The 18,395-nt window shown below is 64.8% G+C and carries 18 protein-coding genes; 17 read left to right on the forward strand and 1 reads right to left on the reverse strand.

Annotated elements, in window-relative coordinates:
- Positions 1 to 17 precede the first annotated feature (17 nt).
- The 10 genes from AC1DVS_RS10055 to AC1DVS_RS10100 all read left to right on the forward strand — a co-directional run bounded on the left by AC1DVS_RS10055 (position 18) and on the right by AC1DVS_RS10100 (position 7,702).
- A complete protein-coding gene (locus AC1DVS_RS10055; RefSeq protein WP_478022566.1) occupies positions 18 to 1,895 on the forward strand; it encodes a patatin-like phospholipase family protein in 1,878 nt (625 codons plus the stop codon).
- A gap of 148 nt (positions 1,896 to 2,043) precedes the next feature.
- Positions 2,044 to 2,901, forward strand: a complete 858-nt coding sequence (locus AC1DVS_RS10060) for a helix-turn-helix domain-containing protein (RefSeq protein WP_478022568.1) — start codon at positions 2,044 to 2,046, stop codon at positions 2,899 to 2,901.
- Between the two features lie 222 nt (positions 2,902 to 3,123).
- Positions 3,124 to 3,534, forward strand: coding sequence for a hypothetical protein (locus AC1DVS_RS10065; RefSeq protein WP_478022570.1), 411 nt, complete (start codon positions 3,124 to 3,126; stop codon positions 3,532 to 3,534).
- A gap of 519 nt (positions 3,535 to 4,053) precedes the next feature.
- Complete coding sequence (locus tag AC1DVS_RS10070) at positions 4,054 to 4,569, forward strand: helix-turn-helix domain-containing protein (protein ID WP_478022572.1); 516 nt, start codon at positions 4,054 to 4,056, stop codon at positions 4,567 to 4,569.
- Positions 4,570 to 4,783: 214 nt separating this feature from the next.
- Positions 4,784 to 5,071 (forward strand): AtpZ/AtpI family protein, encoded by a 288-nt coding sequence (locus tag AC1DVS_RS10075; protein ID WP_478022574.1) that lies wholly within the window; start codon positions 4,784 to 4,786, stop codon positions 5,069 to 5,071.
- 61 nt (positions 5,072 to 5,132) lie between these two features.
- Positions 5,133 to 5,891 carry a F0F1 ATP synthase subunit A gene (locus tag AC1DVS_RS10080; protein ID WP_478023016.1) on the forward strand — a complete coding sequence of 253 codons (759 nt, stop codon included), beginning with the start codon at positions 5,133 to 5,135 and terminating at the stop codon, positions 5,889 to 5,891.
- 60 nt (positions 5,892 to 5,951) lie between these two features.
- Positions 5,952 to 6,170: a F0F1 ATP synthase subunit C gene (locus AC1DVS_RS10085; protein WP_478023018.1), complete on the forward strand. Its 219-nt coding sequence runs from the start codon at positions 5,952 to 5,954 to the stop codon at positions 6,168 to 6,170.
- A 7-nt stretch (positions 6,171 to 6,177) separates the two neighbouring features.
- The gene (locus tag AC1DVS_RS10090) at positions 6,178 to 6,672 is read left to right on the forward strand and encodes a F0F1 ATP synthase subunit B family protein (RefSeq protein WP_478022576.1); all 495 of its coding nucleotides are present in this window, start codon (positions 6,178 to 6,180) and stop codon (positions 6,670 to 6,672) included.
- Positions 6,665 to 7,219, forward strand: a complete 555-nt coding sequence (locus tag AC1DVS_RS10095; RefSeq protein ID WP_478022577.1) for a F0F1 ATP synthase subunit B family protein — start codon at positions 6,665 to 6,667, stop codon at positions 7,217 to 7,219. Before AC1DVS_RS10090 ends, AC1DVS_RS10095 begins: the two co-directional genes overlap by 8 nt.
- Before the next feature lie 141 nt (positions 7,220 to 7,360).
- Positions 7,361 to 7,702 carry a hypothetical protein gene (locus AC1DVS_RS10100; RefSeq protein WP_478022579.1) on the forward strand — a complete coding sequence of 114 codons (342 nt, stop codon included), beginning with the start codon at positions 7,361 to 7,363 and terminating at the stop codon, positions 7,700 to 7,702.
- A gap of 193 nt (positions 7,703 to 7,895) precedes the next feature.
- On the opposite strand, the gene AC1DVS_RS10105 is transcribed toward AC1DVS_RS10100, so the two are convergent.
- The gene (locus AC1DVS_RS10105; RefSeq protein ID WP_478022581.1) at positions 7,896 to 8,615 is read right to left on the reverse strand and encodes an SDR family oxidoreductase; all 720 of its coding nucleotides are present in this window, start codon (positions 8,613 to 8,615) and stop codon (positions 7,896 to 7,898) included.
- A gap of 68 nt (positions 8,616 to 8,683) precedes the next feature.
- On the opposite strand from AC1DVS_RS10105, the gene uvrC reads away from it, so the two are divergent.
- The 7 genes from uvrC to AC1DVS_RS10140 all read left to right on the forward strand — a co-directional run bounded on the left by uvrC (position 8,684) and on the right by AC1DVS_RS10140 (position 18,350).
- Positions 8,684 to 10,606, forward strand: a complete 1,923-nt coding sequence (gene uvrC, locus AC1DVS_RS10110) for an excinuclease ABC subunit UvrC (protein WP_478022583.1) — start codon at positions 8,684 to 8,686, stop codon at positions 10,604 to 10,606.
- A gap of 102 nt (positions 10,607 to 10,708) precedes the next feature.
- Positions 10,709 to 13,504, forward strand: coding sequence for a DUF3857 domain-containing protein (locus AC1DVS_RS10115; RefSeq protein WP_478022585.1), 2,796 nt, complete (start codon positions 10,709 to 10,711; stop codon positions 13,502 to 13,504).
- 77 nt (positions 13,505 to 13,581) lie between these two features.
- Positions 13,582 to 14,532 carry a polysaccharide deacetylase family protein gene (locus AC1DVS_RS10120; RefSeq protein WP_478022587.1) on the forward strand — a complete coding sequence of 317 codons (951 nt, stop codon included), beginning with the start codon at positions 13,582 to 13,584 and terminating at the stop codon, positions 14,530 to 14,532.
- The gene (locus AC1DVS_RS10125; RefSeq protein ID WP_478022589.1) at positions 14,529 to 15,437 is read left to right on the forward strand and encodes a GNAT family N-acetyltransferase; all 909 of its coding nucleotides are present in this window, start codon (positions 14,529 to 14,531) and stop codon (positions 15,435 to 15,437) included. The genes AC1DVS_RS10120 and AC1DVS_RS10125 overlap by 4 nt, the downstream gene beginning before the upstream one ends.
- A 64-nt stretch (positions 15,438 to 15,501) precedes the next feature.
- Positions 15,502 to 16,128 (forward strand): DNA repair protein RecO, encoded by a 627-nt coding sequence (gene recO / locus AC1DVS_RS10130; RefSeq protein ID WP_478022591.1) that lies wholly within the window; start codon positions 15,502 to 15,504, stop codon positions 16,126 to 16,128.
- 60 nt (positions 16,129 to 16,188) lie between these two features.
- Positions 16,189 to 17,241, forward strand: coding sequence for a 3-isopropylmalate dehydrogenase (gene leuB / locus AC1DVS_RS10135; protein ID WP_478022593.1), 1,053 nt, complete (start codon positions 16,189 to 16,191; stop codon positions 17,239 to 17,241).
- Positions 17,242 to 17,249: 8 nt separating this feature from the next.
- Positions 17,250 to 18,350, forward strand: coding sequence for a glycosyltransferase family 2 protein (locus AC1DVS_RS10140; protein WP_478022595.1), 1,101 nt, complete (start codon positions 17,250 to 17,252; stop codon positions 18,348 to 18,350).
- The last annotated feature ends 45 nt before the right edge of the window (positions 18,351 to 18,395 follow it).

Below are 18,395 nucleotides of genomic sequence, written 5' to 3' on the forward strand. Positions count from 1 at the left end.
TGGCAGGGAAGATCATCATGACCGAGCAATCAGCCGAATATTGCGATCTGGTGATGAAGGGCGGCATCACCAGCGGGCTCGTCTATCCCAACGCCGTCCTCGCCCTCGCAAAACGCTACCGCTTCAAGAATATCGGCGGGACCTCAGCCGGCGCGATCGCTGCCGTCGCGACCGCAGCGGCCGCGCTCGGCGAAAGGCGCAAGCCAAGGCTCGATGCGACCATGGCGGCCGATGCCGGCATGGCAGGGCTCGCCAAGGTCGCCGCGCAACTGACCCATCAGGGCTTCATCTACAGCCTGTTCCAGCCCAGCCGGGGCGCCAGATCAGCATACCGCATGATGGTCCGGCTCACCGCGGATCGCGGCCTTCTCGGAAAAATCGCGGTCGTCACGCTTGGCATCGCCGCAACCGCCGGCCTCGAACTGGCCCTCGCGTTGATCGTCTTTCTCGGCCTTGGCTGGTGGATCGGCGGGGCTGCGGGGATGGTGTCCGCGCTGCTGCCCGCGGTCTTCTGCTCACTGGCGGCCGCAGCGATCTGCGGCGCGATGCGCCTCGCACGGGCCATTCGCCGCAACCAAATGGGTCTGTGCACCGGCCTCGGGCAGAGGCGGCGGTTCGGCAAGCCACAACCCGGCCTGACGGACTGGCTGCACAGCATCATTCAGTCGCTGGGCGGCCTTCCGCTCGACCGGCCGCTGCTGTTCAGCGATCTGTGGGAAGCGGAGCGCTATCCCGATGAGCCGGCAAGCCGGCACGCGATCAGCCTGCAGATGATCGCCACCGGCCTCTCGCACAGCGAACCACGCAGCCTCCCCTTCGACAATGGCCAATTCTGGTTCCTGCGCGAGGATTTCGATCGGCTGTTTCCGGAACCCGTCGTCGAGTGGATGGTGAAGGCGGATCCCTCGCCACGCACCGTCGACGGCCGCATGTATTACCGTCTGCCTGCTGATGGAGCGCTGCCGGTCGTCGTGGCAGCACGGATGAGCCTGAGCTTCCCGATTCTGATCAGCGCCATCCCGCTCTACGAGGCCGACTACAGCGCCGCGAAACGCGCCAGGGCAGCCCTCGGTGCCGCACCGGCGGAAACGCAGCCGCCAGCGCAGGCCGAGTCCCTGACGGTCGGCGGCGCCGCCACCCCTGTGGATGGTGCCGATGTGCCCTTCCGCATCTGCTGGTTTTCCGATGGCGGCATCAGCAGCAACTTCCCGCTCCATCTGTTCGATGGTCCGCTGCCGCGCTGGCCGACCTTCGCGATCAATCTCGTCTATTCGAAGACAAGCGATGGCGGCGCCGATCAGGTCTATCTGCCCAATGAGAATAACCGCGCATGGCAGCGCCGCTATGTCGATTTCGCAAACCGCTTTGCCCTGAGTGAGGTCGCAAGCTTCCTGTTCGCAATCATCGGCACCATGCAGAACTGGCGCGATCTGCTGCAGGCCCGCGCGCCCGGCCACCGCGATCGCATTGTCCATGTGCCGCTCACCAGCAAGGAAGGCGGCCTGAACCTCGACATGGACCAGGCGATCCTTAATTCGATTGCGGCAAAGGGCACGCTCGCTGGCGTCGAGCTCGCCACCAAATTCGATTTCAACAATCATTATTGGGTGCGCTGGCGCAATGTCGCCGCGACGAGCGAGAAGTTCGCGGTCGAATTCGCGATCGGTGCCGGGCCGCCGATCACCGTCTCCTATGCTGACGCCCATGCCGCCGCCTCTGCCGGCACCAAGGCGCCGCCATCCTACCGTTTCACCTCGAAGAAGGTGCGCGAGGAAGCCCAGGCGCGGTTCGCCGTGATGACGGAACAGGGGCTGAAATGGGGAACGGTCACGCCATCGCTCCACCCGGGCGCACCGCGGCCCGAGCCCATGCTCAGGATCGTGCCGATCTACTGAGATCCGCTGACAGCTTTCCCATTGCGCAGCGCCGTTAACGGCGACGGTCCAGTCTCATTTGTAATGCCAGTCTCATTTATAATATTTGTGATTAGAGGCAAAATCCCGTAGCGATCGCGTATAAGAAAATCATCGACTGGGTCGCCACATGTCGAATCTGAAGCTGGACTTCCGTCAGCCCTCTGCCGGGCTGGCCGATCACTTCTCGTTTTTCTACCATTTCCAACAAAGCGATGAACGCTTCGAGGCGGTCGACCGCGCTGATTATGCGCAGTTCCGCTTCATTCTGCATGGCCGCAACGCCCGCTATCGCTTTGTCGACGGAACCGAACAGGCGATGCCGGACATCTATATCCTCGGCCCCACCACCGGATGTTCGATCCCGAGTTGCGAGGGCAAGGCCGAGGCGATCGGCGTCGGTCTCATGCCGCATGGCTGGGCCGCCTTGGTGCCGATGGATGCCTCGGCGGCGGCGAACCGCGTGTTCGATGCCAAGGATCTTTTCGGCGATATCGTCGTCCAGGTTTACGAGAAACTGCGCGCCACGCAGGATTTCGATGCGCGGATCGCGATCTTCGAGGAGATGCTGGTCAAGCTGATGATGCGGCAGAAGCCGGCTTATCAGGCGTTCGTGACTCGGGTGAACGAGTGGCTAGCCGGATCCACCGCGCCCGACCTCACCGATCTTGTCGAACGGACCGGCCTGTCGCTGCGTCAGGTCCAGCGCGGCTGCAAACGCTATTTCGGGTCTCCGCCCAAGGAGCTTGCCCGCAAATATCGGGCGCTGCGCGCGGCGGTGGCGATGACGCATGGCGATCCGGATCTCGATGACCTGCTGGTCGAGGGCTTTTACGATCAGTCGCATGTGATCCGCGAAATCAAATATTTCACGGGCACGACCCCGCGCGACTTCGCCGAGCACCCGACGGAACTGAACCGCGAAATCGCCAAGCGCATCGCGCTGGAGCGGCAGAACCCGATCAGGCGCAGCGGCGTGATCACCTGAACCGGATCCAAAGTGGCGCTTGCTCTGCTGGCCATCCCCTCGCATCATAGTTTTCGGCGCAGATAGGAGGCGACATTGCGTTTGTCGGTGGTTTTGGCGCTTTTCGCGATTGCGCTTGCTTCCGAGGCGCAGTCGCAATCGTCCCCACTCCACTGTCCGGCTCCATTCCCCTCGTTGCTGTCTGACAAGGTATTTGGCGACTACGCGGTTGCGGCTCATAAAATGAGGCCGGTCGCGGCGGATGTCCGGACCGGTCGGGCCCATCTCTATCGTACGGTCATCCGGGAAGCCGCCAGGAGCGGCCCCGACTTCGCTGGTCAATACACGATCATTCGGATTGGCTGCGGCGCGGCCACGATATGCGTCGCGATCGCCGATGCCCAGACCGGGAAAATCTACCTGCCGCCAGAGCTCCGGAGTGCCGCAGCGCTGCTTGTCGACACCGGCGCTATGGAAGTGGCCACCCTGAATTATCGTCGGAACAGTCGCCTTCTGGTCGTGATCGGCCTCCCCAACGAAAATCCGAAACGGGCGGGGGCGAGCTATTATCGGTGGCGTGCCGGCAAGCTGAGCCTGCTCCATTTCACGCCCGCCGCGAAACTATGTTCACTTCCTCCATCGACGCAGTTCTGATGCCAAACTTTTTCGTGGCGATGTCGATTGCAAACGCGCGCTGCATTCCAGCGATTTGACGTCGTCGGCTATTCCCAAATCCTCCCCCGCCAGGGCTACCACGTTCACACATCTGGGGCGGAGCTCGGCTTCTCCCTCTCCCAGCGGGAGAGGGAAGGGGCCCGTCACGAAGTGACGGGAAGGGTGAGGGTGACCAGCATGAGCGTCTCCCACTCAACCTCACCCCGCGCTGCTGCGCAGCTTGCCCCTCTCCTAAAAGGAGAGGGGAAGAAGGGTGACCGCAAATATGAGTGAATCTGGTAGCCCTGGCGGGTCAGGATCGAAGCCCACATAATCGCGACTGGACCGCTGCCGATTGCGTATCATTGTATTAAGTATTTGATATATATGCTTTATATTCTTTTGCTCATTCGATGGAAAAGTCAGAACCCTCCTGACATTCCCAACACGCTCTCCGCGATCGACCGCGCCCCAGCCAGGTTGATTCAAACCCTGCCACACCCGCGCTATTCCGCTGCCATGATCTACCAACCCGAATATGCTGAGCAGGCAGCTGAACTCTGCCGCCTGGGCGCCACCGATGAAGAGCTCGCCGAGCATTTCGAGGTGTGCGTCCGCACCATCTATCGCTGGCGCAATGCCCATGAAGAGTTCGCCAAGGCGGTCGTCTGCGGCAAGGAGCACGCCGATGCCCGCGTGGAACGCTCGCTTTACGCCCGCGCCGTGGGCTGCAGCGTCGAGCGCACCAAGGTCTTCAAGCATGCCGGCGACCCCGATCCGGTCTATGCCACCTACAAGCACCAGCTCGCACCCGATCCCAACGCGGCGCTGCAGTGGCTGCGCGTCCGCCAGCCACGCAAATGGCGTATCCGCGAGGAGGAGCGGAGCGATCCGACCGCCAAGGAGATGATTGAGAGAGCGCTCGCCCGCGTCGCCGATCACCAGCCGCCGGTGATCCCATTCCGGCCAAAGGCGAAAGTCCCGGCACCCTTCTATGTTCCCGACAAGGCACGGGCCCGCGCCAAATATGGCTAGTCACCAGGCTCGCCGGTGCCGAATCTCACCTCGCCAGAGCCCGCTTTCCGCATCCCTCCGGCCACGTCCGCACCCTTGCTCGGGCACTGTCAGTTCAGCAGGTTGACTCAGCCACCCCCCTTTTCTAAACGGGCGCCGCAACGGGGGCGTGGCCCCATGTTCCTCGTCGCCGTGCGCAAGCCCGGCGGCGTTTTCTTATCAGGATGCTTTCGCGTTGGCCGACGACCGCCAGAACGATGACCTTGAAGGCCGCATTGCCAGGGCACGTGCGGTCGAAGAGGCGCGGACCGGTGGCAGCGCACCAAAGCCCGCCAAGGGCTATGGCCAGGGGTCTCGGGTACTCGCCGATCTCATCGGCATGCCGCTCGGCGGTGCATTGATCGGTGCGTTACTCGATCACTGGCTCGGTACCGGCCATTGGCTGCTGCTGATCCTCCTCGTCCTCGCCATCCTTGGCGCTGGGCGGGACATCTACAAGATTTCGAAGGAGCGCGCGGAATGAGCGTCGCTTCCAACAACGCTGAACAAGGGTAGCACGACCAGTGGCTGGTGATATCAACCCGATGGAGCAATTCCAGGTCGAGCCCGTGTTCGGCCATCATATCGTGCTGGGCGGCTATGACGTGTCGTTCACCAACTCGGCGCTGTTCATGGTTGTCGTGTTCGTCCTGCTCGCCTTGTTCATGGCAGGCGGGCTGAAGCGCCAGCTGATCCCCGGCCGCTGGCAGATCGCGGCTGAATCGGCGGTCGGCTTTATCGACGATATGATGCGCGTGAATATCGGCCCGGAGGGCAAGAAGTTCGCGCCCTATATCTTCTCGATCTTCATGTTCATCCTGTTCGCCAACCTGGTCGGCGTGATGCCGATCGCGATCGTGCCGCATCTCCACACCTTCGCGGTGACCAGCCACATCACCGTCACTGCCGTGCTCGCCTTCCTGTCGTTCGGCATCGTGCTCGCGGTCGGCTTCTGGCGCCACGGCCTCCACTTCTTCTCGCTGTTCGTGCCGCACGGTGCGCCCGGTTGGCTGATGCCCGTCATCATCCCGGTCGAGTTCGTGTCCTTCATGGTCCGCCCGTTCAGCCTTGGTCTCCGACTGTTCGTCGCGATGACCGCCGGGCACATCCTGCTTGAGGTGTTCGGCAGCTTCGTCGTCCAGGGCCTCAATGCCGGCGGTCCGCTCGGCTGGCTCGTCAGCCTGCTCAGCTTCGTGATGATCGTCGGCGTCAGCGCGCTTGAGTTGCTGGTGTGCGCGATCCAGGCCTATGTCTTCGCGCTGCTGACCTCGCTTTACCTCAACGACGCGGTGCACCTGCACTAAGTCACTCGAATTACCGCTAATTGGATTACTAGGGAGCTTATCATGACTGATCTTGGTGCAATGTATATCGGTGCGGGCCTCGCGGCGATCGGCGTCGGCCTGGCCGCGCTCGGCGTGGGCAACGTGTTCGGCTCGTTCCTCGAAGGCGCGCTGCGCAATCCCGGCGCTGCAGACGGCCAGCAGGGCCGCCTGTTCATCGGCTTCGCGGCTTCCGAGCTTCTCGGCCTGATCGCTTTCGTCGTCGCGATCCTCATCCTCTTCGTCGTCAAGGCACACTGAGTCTCCGATGCCACAGCTATCCCAAATCGGTGAAATCTACGCGTCGCAGCTGTTCTGGCTCGCGATCGTGTTCGCGCTCATCTATTTCGGGATCGGCAAGGCGATGGTCCCGAAGATCGAGCGGACGATCGATGATCGTAACGCCCGCATCAGCGGAGACCTCGCCGCGGCGGAGGCGGCGCGGGCCAGCGCCGAGCAGTCCGAGCGCGAATATCAGACCGGGCTGGACTCAGCCCGGTCCGAGGCTTTGCGCGCGGTCGGCGAGGCCAAGGCCAAGGCGACGGTCAATGCCGAGGCGAAGGTGAAGGCGGGCGACGCGGCAATGGCCGAACAGCTCGCTGCCGCCACCGTCCGGATTGGCGATTCGAAGCAAAAGGCGCTGGCCGAGATCGAGACAGCGACCGTGGATGCCGTGCAGGAAATCGTCGCCAGGCTTTCGGGCGTGGCGGTGGATCGTGCCGGCATCGAGAAGCAAGTTAAGGTGGAACTGGCGCATGGCTGACGCGCAACCGCAATCACTGACGGCGGCGACCGGCACGACAGAGCTCCACCATGAGCCGTCGGCGTTCGGCATCGCCGCGCCGGGCTTCGTCGCATTGTCGATGCTGGCGGTGATCGGCATCATCCTGTGGAAGAAGGTCCCGGCGATGATCGCCGGGATGCTCGACGCCAAAATCGCGTCGATCCGCATTCAGCTCGACGAAGCCTCGCGCCTCCGCGCTGAAGCCGAGGCGCTGCTTGCTCAGGCCAAGGCCCGCAACGCGGCCAGCGCCGGCGACGCCGCCGCGATCGTCGCCCATGCCGAGGCCGAAGCGAAGCAGATGCTCGCCAAGGCCGAGAGCGACAGCGCCGAGCTCGTCTCGCGCCGTCAGAAAATGGCCGAAGACAAGATCGCTGCCGCAGAGCGCACGGCGATCGCTGAAGTCCGCGCCAAGGCCGCTGACGCCGCCGCCCGCGCCGCCGCGACGATCATCGCCGACAAGCATGACGCTACGGCCGACAAGCCTCTGATCGACCGGACCATCGCGGGGCTCGGCCGCCTCAACTGAGGCGGAGGCCTCGGCGTTTCCGGTCGGTCATGGTGTTTTATTGCACCAATACGGCGCCGCCCATTTCAAGCCCTTCGATTTCGCGTTAAGCGTCGCGTGCACCGGCGATTCGCGTCGTTCGCACCATCGAAGAGGCCTTCCATGAAGTTCGTCGCTTTCTCCATCGCCCTCGCCCTGTCGGCAGCTCCTGCCTTCGCCCAGACGGCTCCCGCACCTGCGCCGGCACCGGCACCGGCACCTGCCGCCACTCCGGACGCTGCCGCCACCGCCGCGAAGTTCACGCTCGACACGCCGATCGAGGCGATCGCGGCCGATCCCGCCGGCAAGGCAGTGCTCGACGCCGACTTCCCCGGCATGCTGACTCATCCCGCTTATGAAGAGTTCAAGGGCATGTCGCTGGCGGCCGTGCAGCCGATGTCGCAGGGCGCGATCACGGAAGAGGCGCTCGCCAAGGCGAAGGTCGATCTCGCCGCAATCAAGTAAAGCCGCGCTACTTCTCCCTCTCCCATCGGGAGAGGGAAGGGGCCCGCCGCGAAGCGGTGGGAAGGGTGAGGGTGACTGACGTGAGCGTCTCGCCCTCAACCTCACCCCGCGCTGCTGCGCAGCTTGCCCCTCTCCTGAAAGGAGAGGGGAAGTAAGGCACCCGCTCCGCCTTGATTCAAACCGCGCCCAAATATCAGTAACGCAACATCACTTGCCGCGCGATCGGGGGCGATATGTTGTGAACGGCGTTGAGCAGGGCAGTCATGCCGACATTGGCCTGGTTCCGGTTGCCCGCAATGGCCGCGACAATTTGCCGCCCGCACTCAGGCGCAGGCATTTTCTTGTGATTGTTGCCCGCCGTCATCTGCGTTTCCACCACCGGCGGCAGCGCCTCCAGCACATGGACTTTCGTGCCCGAGAGTTGCGCCCGCAACGCCATGGTAAAGCTCCTGAGCCCGGCCTTGGTCCCGCAATAGACCGGACTGCCGGCATTGGGCGCGATCGCCAGCCCGGACGTCACATTGACGATCATCGCCTCGGGCCGCGCACGCAGCATGTCGAGCAGCCCGGTGATCAGCCGGATCGGCGCGTTGAGGTTGAGGAAGATGCAGCGATCCACCTCGCCAAGATCGATCGGAGCATTCACGTCATACTCGGCACCCATGCCGGCATTGTTGACCAGGATATCGATCGGCCGTCCCGCCAGGGCGGCGACCAGCGCGTCGCATCCCGCAACGTCCGAAAGATCGGCGGCAATCGGCTCGAACCCCTCGCTCTTGGCCGCCTCCAGCCGCGCGGGGTTGCGCCCGGCCACGATCACGGTCGCGCCACCCGCCTTGAGATGCCGCGCAATCTCGATACCGATGCCGTCGGTGCCTCCGGTCACGAGTGCGGTCTTGCCCCTGATTTCCATGACGCTCTCCTGTTTGTGCGACACATAGCCGTTGTTGCGCGCGCGCCGGAGTCCTAACTGAAGAAACCATGTCGTCCCCGAACACCCCTGACCGCTTCAACGAGGAAAAGGCCACCTTCACCGTCCGCGGCACTGACGCGCCCGATCTCGAAGCGGGCGTGGCGGCGATCCGCAATGTGCTGAAGACCTTGCCGGCGCGCCCCGGCGTCTATCGCATGCAGGATGCGCGCGGCGACGTGCTCTATGTCGGCAAGGCCCGCGCGCTGAAGAGCCGGGTCAACAACTACACCCAGGTCGACCGCCTGCCCAAGCGGCTCCAGCGCATGGTCGCGCAGACCCGCTCGATGACGATCGTGACGACCAATAACGAGGCTGAGGCGCTGCTGCTCGAGGCGCAGCTGATCAAGCGCTACCGCCCCGCCTATAACGTCCTGCTCCGCGACGACAAAAGCTTCCCCTTCATCCTGCTCCGCGCCGATCACGACTTTCCCCGCATCCAGAAGCATCGCGGCGCGCGGCGCGCCAAGGGTAATTATTACGGCCCCTTCGCCAGCGCGGGCTCGGTCAACAACACTCTCAACGCGCTGCAGAAGCTGTTCCTGCTCAGGAGCTGCACTGACGGCTTCTTCAAGACCCGCGACCGGCCGTGCCTGCTCTATCAGATCAAGCGCTGCTCGGCGCCCTGTGTGGGCCGCATCTCCCAGCCCGACTATGCCGAGCTGATCGCCGATGCGAAGGCGTTCCTCGCCGGCAAATCGACAGAGGTGCAGACCAAGCTCGGCGGCCAGATGCAGGCGGCGGCCGAGGCGATGGACTTCGAACTCGCCGCGATCATCCGCGACCGGCTGAAGGCGCTCACCTTCATCCAGGGCAGCCAGGCGATCAACGCCGAAGGGGTGGGGGATGCCGACATCTTCGCGCTCGCCAACAAGAATGGCGTGATGGGTATCCAGGCCTTCTTCATCCGCGGCGGCCAGAATTGGGGCCATCGCAGCTTCTTCCCGGCGCACACCAATGACGTGCCCGAGGGCGAAGTGCTGTCGAGCTTCCTCGTCCAGTTCTACGAGGAGGTGCCGCCGCCCCGCACGATCTTCGTCGACCGCGAACTCGAAGAGGCGGCGCTGCTCGGTGAGGCGCTCGGCAATGCCGTCGGCTTCAAGGTCTCGCTCTCGGTCCCGCAGCGCGGCACCCGCCGCCGCCTGCTCGATCAGGCGAAGCGTAACGCCGAGGAAGCGCTCGACCGCCGGCTCGCCGAGAGCACCACTCAAGCCAAGCTGCTGCGCGAGGTCGCCGATCTGTTCGAGTTGCCGGAGCCGCCCGATCGGATCGAGGTCTACGACAACAGCCATATCCAGGGCACCAATGCGCTCGGCGCAATGGTGGTCGCGGGGCCCGAGGGCTTCCGCAAGGGCCAGTATCGCAAGTTCAACATCAAGAATGCCGACACCGTCCCCGGCGACGATTTCGCGATGATGCGCGAAGTGTTCAGCCGCCGCTTCGCCCGTGCCCTCGCCGAGGACCCGGACCGAGATGCCGGCGACTGGCCCGATCTGGTGCTGATCGACGGCGGTCGCGGCCAGCTGAACGCGGCCAAGGCCGTGCTCGAGGACATGGGGATCGAGGATGTCTGCCTCGTCGGCGTCGCCAAGGGGCCCGACCATGGCCGGGAGGGGCGTGAGGTCTTCCACCTCATGGACGGGCGCGAGCTGACGCTCCCGGTCAACGCGCCGGTATTGTTCTACCTCCAGCGGCTACGCGACGAGGTCCACCGCTTCGCGATCGGCGCGCACCGGGCGAAGCGCGCCAAGGCGATCGGCGCCTCACCGCTCGACGAGGTTCCGGGCATTGGCCCCGCGCGCAAAAAGGCGCTGCTGATGCATTTCGGCACTGGCCGCGCCGTCCGAAATGCCAGCCTCGAGGACCTGCAGAAAGCGCCCGGCGTGTCGGCCGCGGTCGCCCAGCAGGTCTATGATTTCTACCACGGACGCTAGGCTGGTGAGTGTCACGGTTTGTGAACCAAAAATCCTTCAGCGGCTGGCTTGCCGCGGCGCGGGGCTACGCTAGACTTGGGTGCGTATCAGGGGGATAAGAGCATGTTTCGGCCGATTTTGTTTACGACGCTGCTTGTGGCCGGCGGTGCTGCCCATGCCGGCGACAAGCCGATCTACGCCCCGGTGCCCGATTGGGTGAAGCCGGCCCCCGCGGTCGATCCGTTGACGATCAAGGACGACGCGCCTGTCCTGCTCGTGGTCGACAACCAGCAGCGGCTTAAGGACGGCGAGGTTACCAGCTATGGCGAGAGCGTCGTTCGCATCGCCACCACCCAGATCCTCGATAGCGCTGGGACGATCAAGCTGCCCTGGCAGCCCGACAAGGGCGATCTCACCATCCACCGCGCCGAGATCATCCGCGGCGCCGAACATATCGATCTGATCGCGGCAGGGCAGCGTTTCACCGTCCTGCGCCGCGAGGAGCAGCTCGAGCAGCGTCAGCTCAACGGCCTGCTCACCGCGACTCTCGCCGTCGAGGGCCTGCGCGTGGGTGATCTGCTGCGGCTCAGCTTCTCGGTCACGCAGAAGGATCCGACGCTCAAGGGCAATGTGCAGACCTTTGCTGGGCTCAGCGCAGCGCCGCTCCGTGTCCAGTTCGCGCGGACCCGGCTGATCTGGCCGGAGAGCAGCGACATCCACTGGCGCGTCAATCCCGCCGATGCCCAGCCCCAGATCGTCACCGCGGGCGGCTATCGCGAGCTGACCCTGACCCTGCCGCTCGCGAAGCAGCCTGAGATGCCCGCCGACGCGCCGGCACGCTTCAAGCGGCAGCCGCTGATCGAGGCGACCAGTTTCGATAGCTGGAACGGCATCTCGAAGATCATGGCCCCGCTCTTCGCCACGGATGGGCTGATCGCGCCGGGCAGTCCGCTGGCGGCCGAGGTCGCGAAGATCACAGCTGCCGAAACCGATCCGATGAAGCGCGCCGCGCTCGCGCTGCAGCTCGTACAGGACAAGGTCCGCTACCTGTTCAAGGGGATGGATACGGGCAATTACGTTCCGCAGACTCCGACCGAGACCTGGACGCTGCGCTATGGCGACTGCAAGGCCAAGACCTTGCTACTGCTCTCCATCCTGCACGCAATGGGGATCGACGCCGAGCCGGTGCTCGCGAGCAGCCAGCTCGGCGATCTGCTTCAGGACCGCCTCCCCAGCCCGGGCGCCTTCGATCACGTCCTCGTCCGCGCGACGATCGGCGGCGAATCGCTGTGGCTCGACGGCACCAGTGGCGGCGCGCGCCTTGCCGACATTCACGATACGCCGCCCTTCCATCAGGTGCTGCCGCTGCGGGTTGCCGGCGCCGGACTCATGCCGATCGTGACACGCCCGAGCGGCCGGCCCGAGCTCGCCGCCGATGTCGAACTTGATGAAACGGCCGGAATCAATTTCCCGGCGCCCTTCCGGCTCTCCGTCACGATGCGCGGGCCGCTTGCGGAACTGGTTCATGCGGGAGCAGCCCAGGCCAGCAAGGAAGAGCTGACCGAGATGGCGCTGAAAATGAGCGGCTCCTATCTCGATTCGCCGGTCATCGTCACGCGAACGCTGGCTTTCGACGAGGTCGCCGGCACCGCGTCGCTGAGCGTCACCGGCCTCAGCTTTCCCGAATGGAAGAAGGAAAACGAGCTCTACCGCGGTACGATCGATCGCGCCGTCGCGCAGATCAATTTCGAGCCAGATCGGACTCGACCGGCCTGGCGCAGCATCCCGGTGGCAACCGACGATGCGCATTTCGTTTCGATCCGTACCAAAGTGCATCTGCCCGACAATGGCAGCGGGTTCGCGCTAGAGGGCAATACGAAGCTGTCCGACACGCTGGCTGGCGCGAAGCTGGAGCAGGCCGCAACGCTCGCCAATGGCTGGGTCACGACGGATGCGCGGATGCTCTCGACCGGCACTGAAATCGCGGTTGCCGATATTGGCGCCGAGCGGCAGCGGATCGATCAGGCGAAGCAGCATCTGTTGCGGGTGACCGCGCCGGCCGCCTATCCGGCGCCCTGGCAGGTGGTCGAGGCAGGCAAGAAGGCGCATCGCTTCGAGCCGATCCTCGCGATGTTCGCCCAGCGCATTGCTGCCGAGCCCGACAAGGCGGAGTCGTTCACTACCCGGGCCTGGTTCTACGAACGCATCTATGAGCGCGGCCGGGCGATCGAAGATATGACCCATGCGATCGCGGTCGATCCGAGCGTCGACAGCTTTTTGTGGCGCGCGCGGCTCTATGCCGATGTCGGCGACAAGGACAAGGCAATGGCGGACGTCCTCGCCGCGCGGAAGATCGATCCGGCATCCGGCAACGCGATCCGCCAGCTGGCGTCGCTCTATGCCGATAATGGCAAGCAGGATCAGGCGCTCACCCTGCTCGACACGCGGATTGACGAGGGCGGCAAGGACAAGCCCGATTTCCTCTCGGCCAAGGCGGAGATCCTCGGCCAGGCCGGCGACAAGGACGGCGCGCTCACCACCATCGACGCGGCGATCGCGTCGACGCCCGGCAATGCCAATCTGCTCAACAGCCGGTGCTGGCTGAAGGGTACGCTCGGCGTCATGCTCGATACGGCGCTGAAGGATTGTACCAAGTCGATCGAGCTGAGCGATTCACCCGAAGGCGCGATGGACAGCCGGGCGATGGTCTATTTCCGTCTCAACCGCTTCGATGACGCGCTGGCCGATCTGAACGCTGCGCTGGACCTCAATCCGCAATTGCCGGCCAGCATGTATATGCGCGGCGTCATCCGCAAACGGATGGGCGATGCCAAGGCAGCCGAGGGCGATCTCGCCGCGGCACGCATGATGTCGCCGCAGATCGACCAGAGCTACGCCAAATACGGCATCAAGCCTTGAGAGGAGACGGCGCGACGTGAGGGCCCGGGGGGCATGTTGGGAGAATTTTCACCAACAAGGGTTAGGCCTGTCCGGCTATGACCACCCCGGTTTTCCTCACCATCGATACCGAGCTGATGTGGCGCCACCACGCCGATGGGCTCGATCGTACGGAGATATATGATCGGTCGTTCGAGCCGGCCGGTGTTGGAATTTCCTACCAGCTCGAGATGCTGCGCCGCCACGACCTCAAGGCCTGCTTCTTTGTCGATCCAATGCCGGCGCTCGTCTTCGGCCTCGATCCGACGCGCCGTGTCGTCGAGACGATCCTTGATGCCGGTCAGGAGGTTCAGCTCCACCTCCATCCCAATTGGACCGGAGCGAAGGCGGACGACCATGGCGGCAGCCATGGCCGCTTCGAGCTGGTCGATTATTCGCTCCAGGAGCAGCACGACCTGATCGCCGGCGCGACTGACCTGCTGATCGCCGCCGGCGCACCGCGCCCGATCGCCTTCCGCGCCGGCAGCTACGGCGCGAACGGCGACACGCTCCGCGCCCTTTCCGGGCTGGGTTTCGCCTATGACAGCAGCCACAATGGCGCCGAGCCGGACAGCAGGATCGGGCTGCCTGCAACCCACATCGCGCCGGTGCTGCGCGAGGGGCTGATCGAAGTGCCGGTTACGCTGATCGAGGATCGGCCGGGGGCGTTGCGCAACTTCCAGATCTGCGCGCTGTCAGCCGGCGAGATGCAGGCAGCGCTCGAACATGCGGTCTATGCGAACCACGCCGCGGTGACGATCGTCAGCCATGGCTTCGAGCTCGCTAATCGTGCCGGCACGCGGCCCAACGCAGTCCATGTCCGCCGCTTCGAGGCACTGTGCGAACTGCTCCAGGAATGCGCCTCGACACTCCCCACTTTGCACTTCGCCGATCTCCCGGCGCTACGGCTCGGCCAGTCCGACGCGCCGCTCGCCCCCAATGCGCTGCGCACCCGCTGGCGCCAGGCCGAGCAGCTCTGGTCGAACATGGTGGAGGAACGCGCCGCGTGACCGCAGTGCCGCTGCCGCTCCGCTTCCAGATCGGGGCACGCACGCTGGCCTCGATCCAGCGCCAGCTCGTCCGCGTGCCGCTGTCGCTCGACGAGGCGCTCGGAGGTCAGTTGCCGCTACTCCCGCCGCTGGACCGCGCCGCGCACGGCTATCAGATCACCTCGCTCCCCGAGGATCGCCGCGATGCGATGGCGCTTGCCGGCGGCGGGATGATCGCCTTTGTCCGCCAGCGCTACACCCGCCATTATGTCGATCTCACCATCAGCCATGATGCCTGGCTCCAGGCGATGTCGTCGAACACGCGTACCGGGCTGAGGCGCAAGGCGCGCAGGGTCGCGGCGGTGTCGGGTGGGCACCTCGATGTCCGCAGCTTCCGCACGCCCGACGAGATGACCATCTTCCACGACGCAGCGCGCCGGATCTCGCTGCGCACCTATCAGGAACGCCTGCTCGGTGGCGGTCTGCCCGACGACGCCACTTTCCTCGACGACATGTATCTGAAGGCGGCCGTCGGCATGGCGCGCGGCTGGCTGCTCTACATCGCCGGCGAACCCGCCGCCTATCTCTATTGCCCGATCTACGCCGGCGTCGCGCGCTATGAGCATGTCGGCCACGACCCAGCCTTTTCTGACCTCTCGCCCGGCGGCGTGCTGCAGATGGAGGCGATGCGCGATCTGTTCGACACCGGCCTGAAGCGCTTCGACTTCACTGAAGGCGACGGCCAGCACAAACGCCAGTTCGCTACCCACGGCGTCCCCTGCATCGACATGCTCTTGCTGCGTGCCAGCCTCGCCAATCGGCTGACGACGATGGCGCTCGGCACATTCGATGGAGCGGCGGCACTTGCGAAGCGGTCGACGCGGAAGCTCGGATTGGAAAAGCTGGCGAAGAAGGTCCGCCGCTGAGTCTCCCCCAAGCGGGATAGGCAGTTTGCTTCAATCGCAAGGGTAGAAGAGCTACAGTTCCACCATGCACCTCCGCGCAGAAGCCCTGATCGTCTCGGTTCGCCAGCATGGCGAACATGGCGCGATCGTGCGCGCGCTAACCGCCGACCATGGGCTGCAGGCGGGTTACGTCCGCGGTGGGCGTTCGCGCCAGATCCGGCCGATCCTGCAGCCCGCGAACCTCGTCCTCGGCGAATGGCGCGCGCGGACTGACGATCAGCTCGCCGGCCTCACCGTCGAGCTGATCCGCAGCCGCGCCCCCCTCTTCGCCGAGCCACTGCCGGCCGCCGCGCTTGAATGGGTGACAGCGCTTGCCGCGACCGCGCTCCCCGAGGCGCAGCCATATCCGCACATCCATGCTGCACTGGAAGGCGTCATCGGCGCGATCGAGGCGGCGCCCGCCGCGCGTGGCTGGGCAGTCGCGCTCGCGCGCTACGAGCTGCTGCTGCTCGCCGAGCTCGGCTATGGTCTCGAGCCCGATCGCCTGCCTGATGTACTGCGGCTCGGCGGCGAGGCCGCCTGGGTGGATATCCTCCTCGCCCTGCGCATCACAGGCGAGGCGCTTGAGAGCGATATCCTCACTGATCGGCGCGCCGAAACCCTCGCCGCCCGCGCGCGGCTGGTCGATCGTCTGAAAAGGGCGGTTGCGTGAGGCGGCGTGAGTGAGGCAAGGCGCGATCCATTCGAATTGACGCACGCGGGGAATCCTCACTTGGCACTGATCGCAATCCTGGCCGGAGACGGCATCGGCCCAGAAGTCACCGCTGAGGCGCGCCGCGTGCTCGATGCTCTCGATCTCGGCTTCAGCTTCGAGGAAGGGCTGGTCGGCGGCACCGCCTATCATGCGACCGGCCATCCGCTTCCCCCCGAGACGCTTGCTCTGGCAAAGCGCGCCGATGCCATCCTGTTCGGTGCGGTCGGCGATCCGTCGTGCGACGCGCTCGAACGCAGTCTGCGGCCCGAACAGGCGATCCTCGGCCTGCGCAAGGAGCTGTCGCTGTTCGCGAACCTGCGCCCGGCCAAGCTCTTCCCCGGTCTCGAGGACGCCTCCGCGCTTCGCCCGGAAGTCGCCTCGGCGATCGACCTGCTGATCCTCCGCGAGCTCAATGGCGATGTCTATTTCGGCGAAAAGGGCATGCGCACCACTGCCACGGGCCTTCGCGAAGGCTATGACATCATGAGCTATAACGAGGCCGAGGTGCGCCGCATCGCCGTCGCCGGCTTCGAGGCGGCGCGGCGGCGGCGCGGCAAGCTCTGCTCGGTCGACAAGGCGAACGTCCTCGAGACCTCGCAATTGTGGCGCGATGTGGTGATCGAAACCGCGGTGCAATATCCGGACATCGCCCTGACGCACATGTATGTCGATAACGCCGCGATGCAGCTCGTGCGAAACCCCGGGCAGTTCGACGTGATCGTCACCGGCAATCTGTTCGGCGACATCTTGTCCGATCAGGCGAGCATGTGCGTCGGCTCGATCGGTATGCTCGCCTCGGCCTCGCTCAGCGACTGGCGCAGCACGCTCGGCCTGTACGAGCCTATCCATGGCAGCGCGCCCGATATCGCGGGCCAGGGTAAGGCAAACCCCTGCGCGATGATCCTGTCGGTGGCGATGATGCTGCGCCACTCGCTCGACATGCCCGAGCCGGCCGACCGGATCGAGGCGGCGGTCAGCGCCGCGATCGGCAAGGGCGTGCGCACCGCTGATCTCGGCGGCACGCACTCGACGCGCGATATGGGCGACGCGGTGCTGGCGGCGCTGGCGTGAGTGGGGGCGTGACGGGCCCTTTGCTCGACCTTGCGGTGGTCATCCCGACCTTCAACGAGGTCGGCAACGTGCCTATCATTATCGCCAAGCTCGACCACGCGCTCGCCGGTCGCGCCTGGGAAGCGATCTTCGTAGACGACAACAGCCCGGACGGCACCGCCGATGCGGCACGGGCAATCGCCCGGACTGATCCGCGAGTCCGCGTCATCCAGCGCATCGGCCGGCGCGGCCTTTCCTCTGCCTGCATCGAGGGCATGTGCGCGACGGCAGCGCCGATCGTCGCGGTGATCGACGGCGATCTCCAGCATGACGAGACGATCCTGCCCAAGATGCTCGACGCGCTGCACAATGATCCGACGCTCGATCTCGTCATTGGTTCGCGCTTCGTCGATGGCGGCGGCACCGGCGATTGGGATCATGACCGCGTCGCCAAATCGGCACTCGCGACAAGGCTTTCACGGCGAATCCTGAAGGCTGATCTCAATGATCCGATGAGCGGCTTCTTCATGATCCGCACCGGGATTGTCCGCGATCTTGCACCACATCTCGCCGCGATCGGGTTCAAGATCCTGCTCGACATCATGACCGGCAGCCCGAAGCCGCTCCATTTCATCGAAATGGCGTACACCTTCCGGGTGCGCACCGAAGGCGAGAGCAAGCTCGATCATGTCGTGGCGATGGAGTATCTGATCGCGATCTATGACCGGATGTTCGGCAATTTCGTGCCGGTCCGCTTCGTGATGTTCTCGGTGATCGGGGCGCTTGGCGCAGGCGTGCATTTCGCGGTGCTGCTGGCATTGTTCAAGGCGATCGGCATCGGCTTCACGGCCTCGACCATCATGGCGACGATCGCCGCCATGACCTTCAACTTCTTCCTCAACAATGCGCTGACCTATCGCGACACGCGGCTGAAGGGCGCGCGTCAATTGCTCGACGGCTGGGTCTCGTTCTGCATCGTCTGCTCGCCAAGCGCGCTGGCGAATATCGGTGTCGCAGCCTTCATGTACAATCGCGCCGACCCATGGGAGGTCTCCGCGCTCGCCGGCGTCGTGCTCGGCGCGGTGTGGAATTACGCGCTGTCGTCGCGCTTCACCTGGGGGCGCTACTAGGTTCGACCGGCATTAACAGACGAGGCCTCGCCCGCCTGGTGATGT

The sequence above is a fragment of the Sphingomonas sp. P3_C5 genome (genome assembly GCF_056402635.1).

Excerpts from the sequence above, each read along its gene's own strand:
- uvrC (WP_478022583.1), top strand. The coding sequence starts at position 8,684 with ATGTCGTCCCCGAACACCCCTGACCGCTTCAACGAGGAAAAGGCCACC.
- AC1DVS_RS10070 (WP_478022572.1), top strand. The coding sequence starts at position 4,054 with ATGATCTACCAACCCGAATATGCTGAGCAGGCAGCTGAACTCTGCCGC.
- AC1DVS_RS10060 (WP_478022568.1), top strand. The coding sequence starts at position 2,044 with ATGTCGAATCTGAAGCTGGACTTCCGTCAGCCCTCTGCCGGGCTGGCC.
- AC1DVS_RS10115 (WP_478022585.1), top strand. The coding sequence starts at position 10,709 with ATGTTTCGGCCGATTTTGTTTACGACGCTGCTTGTGGCCGGCGGTGCT.
- AC1DVS_RS10055 (WP_478022566.1), top strand. The coding sequence starts at position 18 with ATGACCGAGCAATCAGCCGAATATTGCGATCTGGTGATGAAGGGCGGC.
- AC1DVS_RS10090 (WP_478022576.1), top strand. The coding sequence starts at position 6,178 with ATGCCACAGCTATCCCAAATCGGTGAAATCTACGCGTCGCAGCTGTTC.
- AC1DVS_RS10080 (WP_478023016.1), top strand. The coding sequence starts at position 5,133 with ATGGAGCAATTCCAGGTCGAGCCCGTGTTCGGCCATCATATCGTGCTG.
- AC1DVS_RS10085 (WP_478023018.1), top strand. The coding sequence starts at position 5,952 with ATGTATATCGGTGCGGGCCTCGCGGCGATCGGCGTCGGCCTGGCCGCG.
- AC1DVS_RS10065 (WP_478022570.1), top strand. The coding sequence starts at position 3,124 with ATGAGGCCGGTCGCGGCGGATGTCCGGACCGGTCGGGCCCATCTCTAT.
- AC1DVS_RS10120 (WP_478022587.1), top strand. The coding sequence starts at position 13,582 with ATGACCACCCCGGTTTTCCTCACCATCGATACCGAGCTGATGTGGCGC.
- AC1DVS_RS10095 (WP_478022577.1), top strand. The coding sequence starts at position 6,665 with ATGGCTGACGCGCAACCGCAATCACTGACGGCGGCGACCGGCACGACA.
- AC1DVS_RS10105 (WP_478022581.1), bottom strand. The coding sequence starts at position 8,615 with ATGGAAATCAGGGGCAAGACCGCACTCGTGACCGGAGGCACCGACGGC.
- AC1DVS_RS10100 (WP_478022579.1), top strand. The coding sequence starts at position 7,361 with ATGAAGTTCGTCGCTTTCTCCATCGCCCTCGCCCTGTCGGCAGCTCCT.
- recO (WP_478022591.1), top strand. The coding sequence starts at position 15,502 with ATGCACCTCCGCGCAGAAGCCCTGATCGTCTCGGTTCGCCAGCATGGC.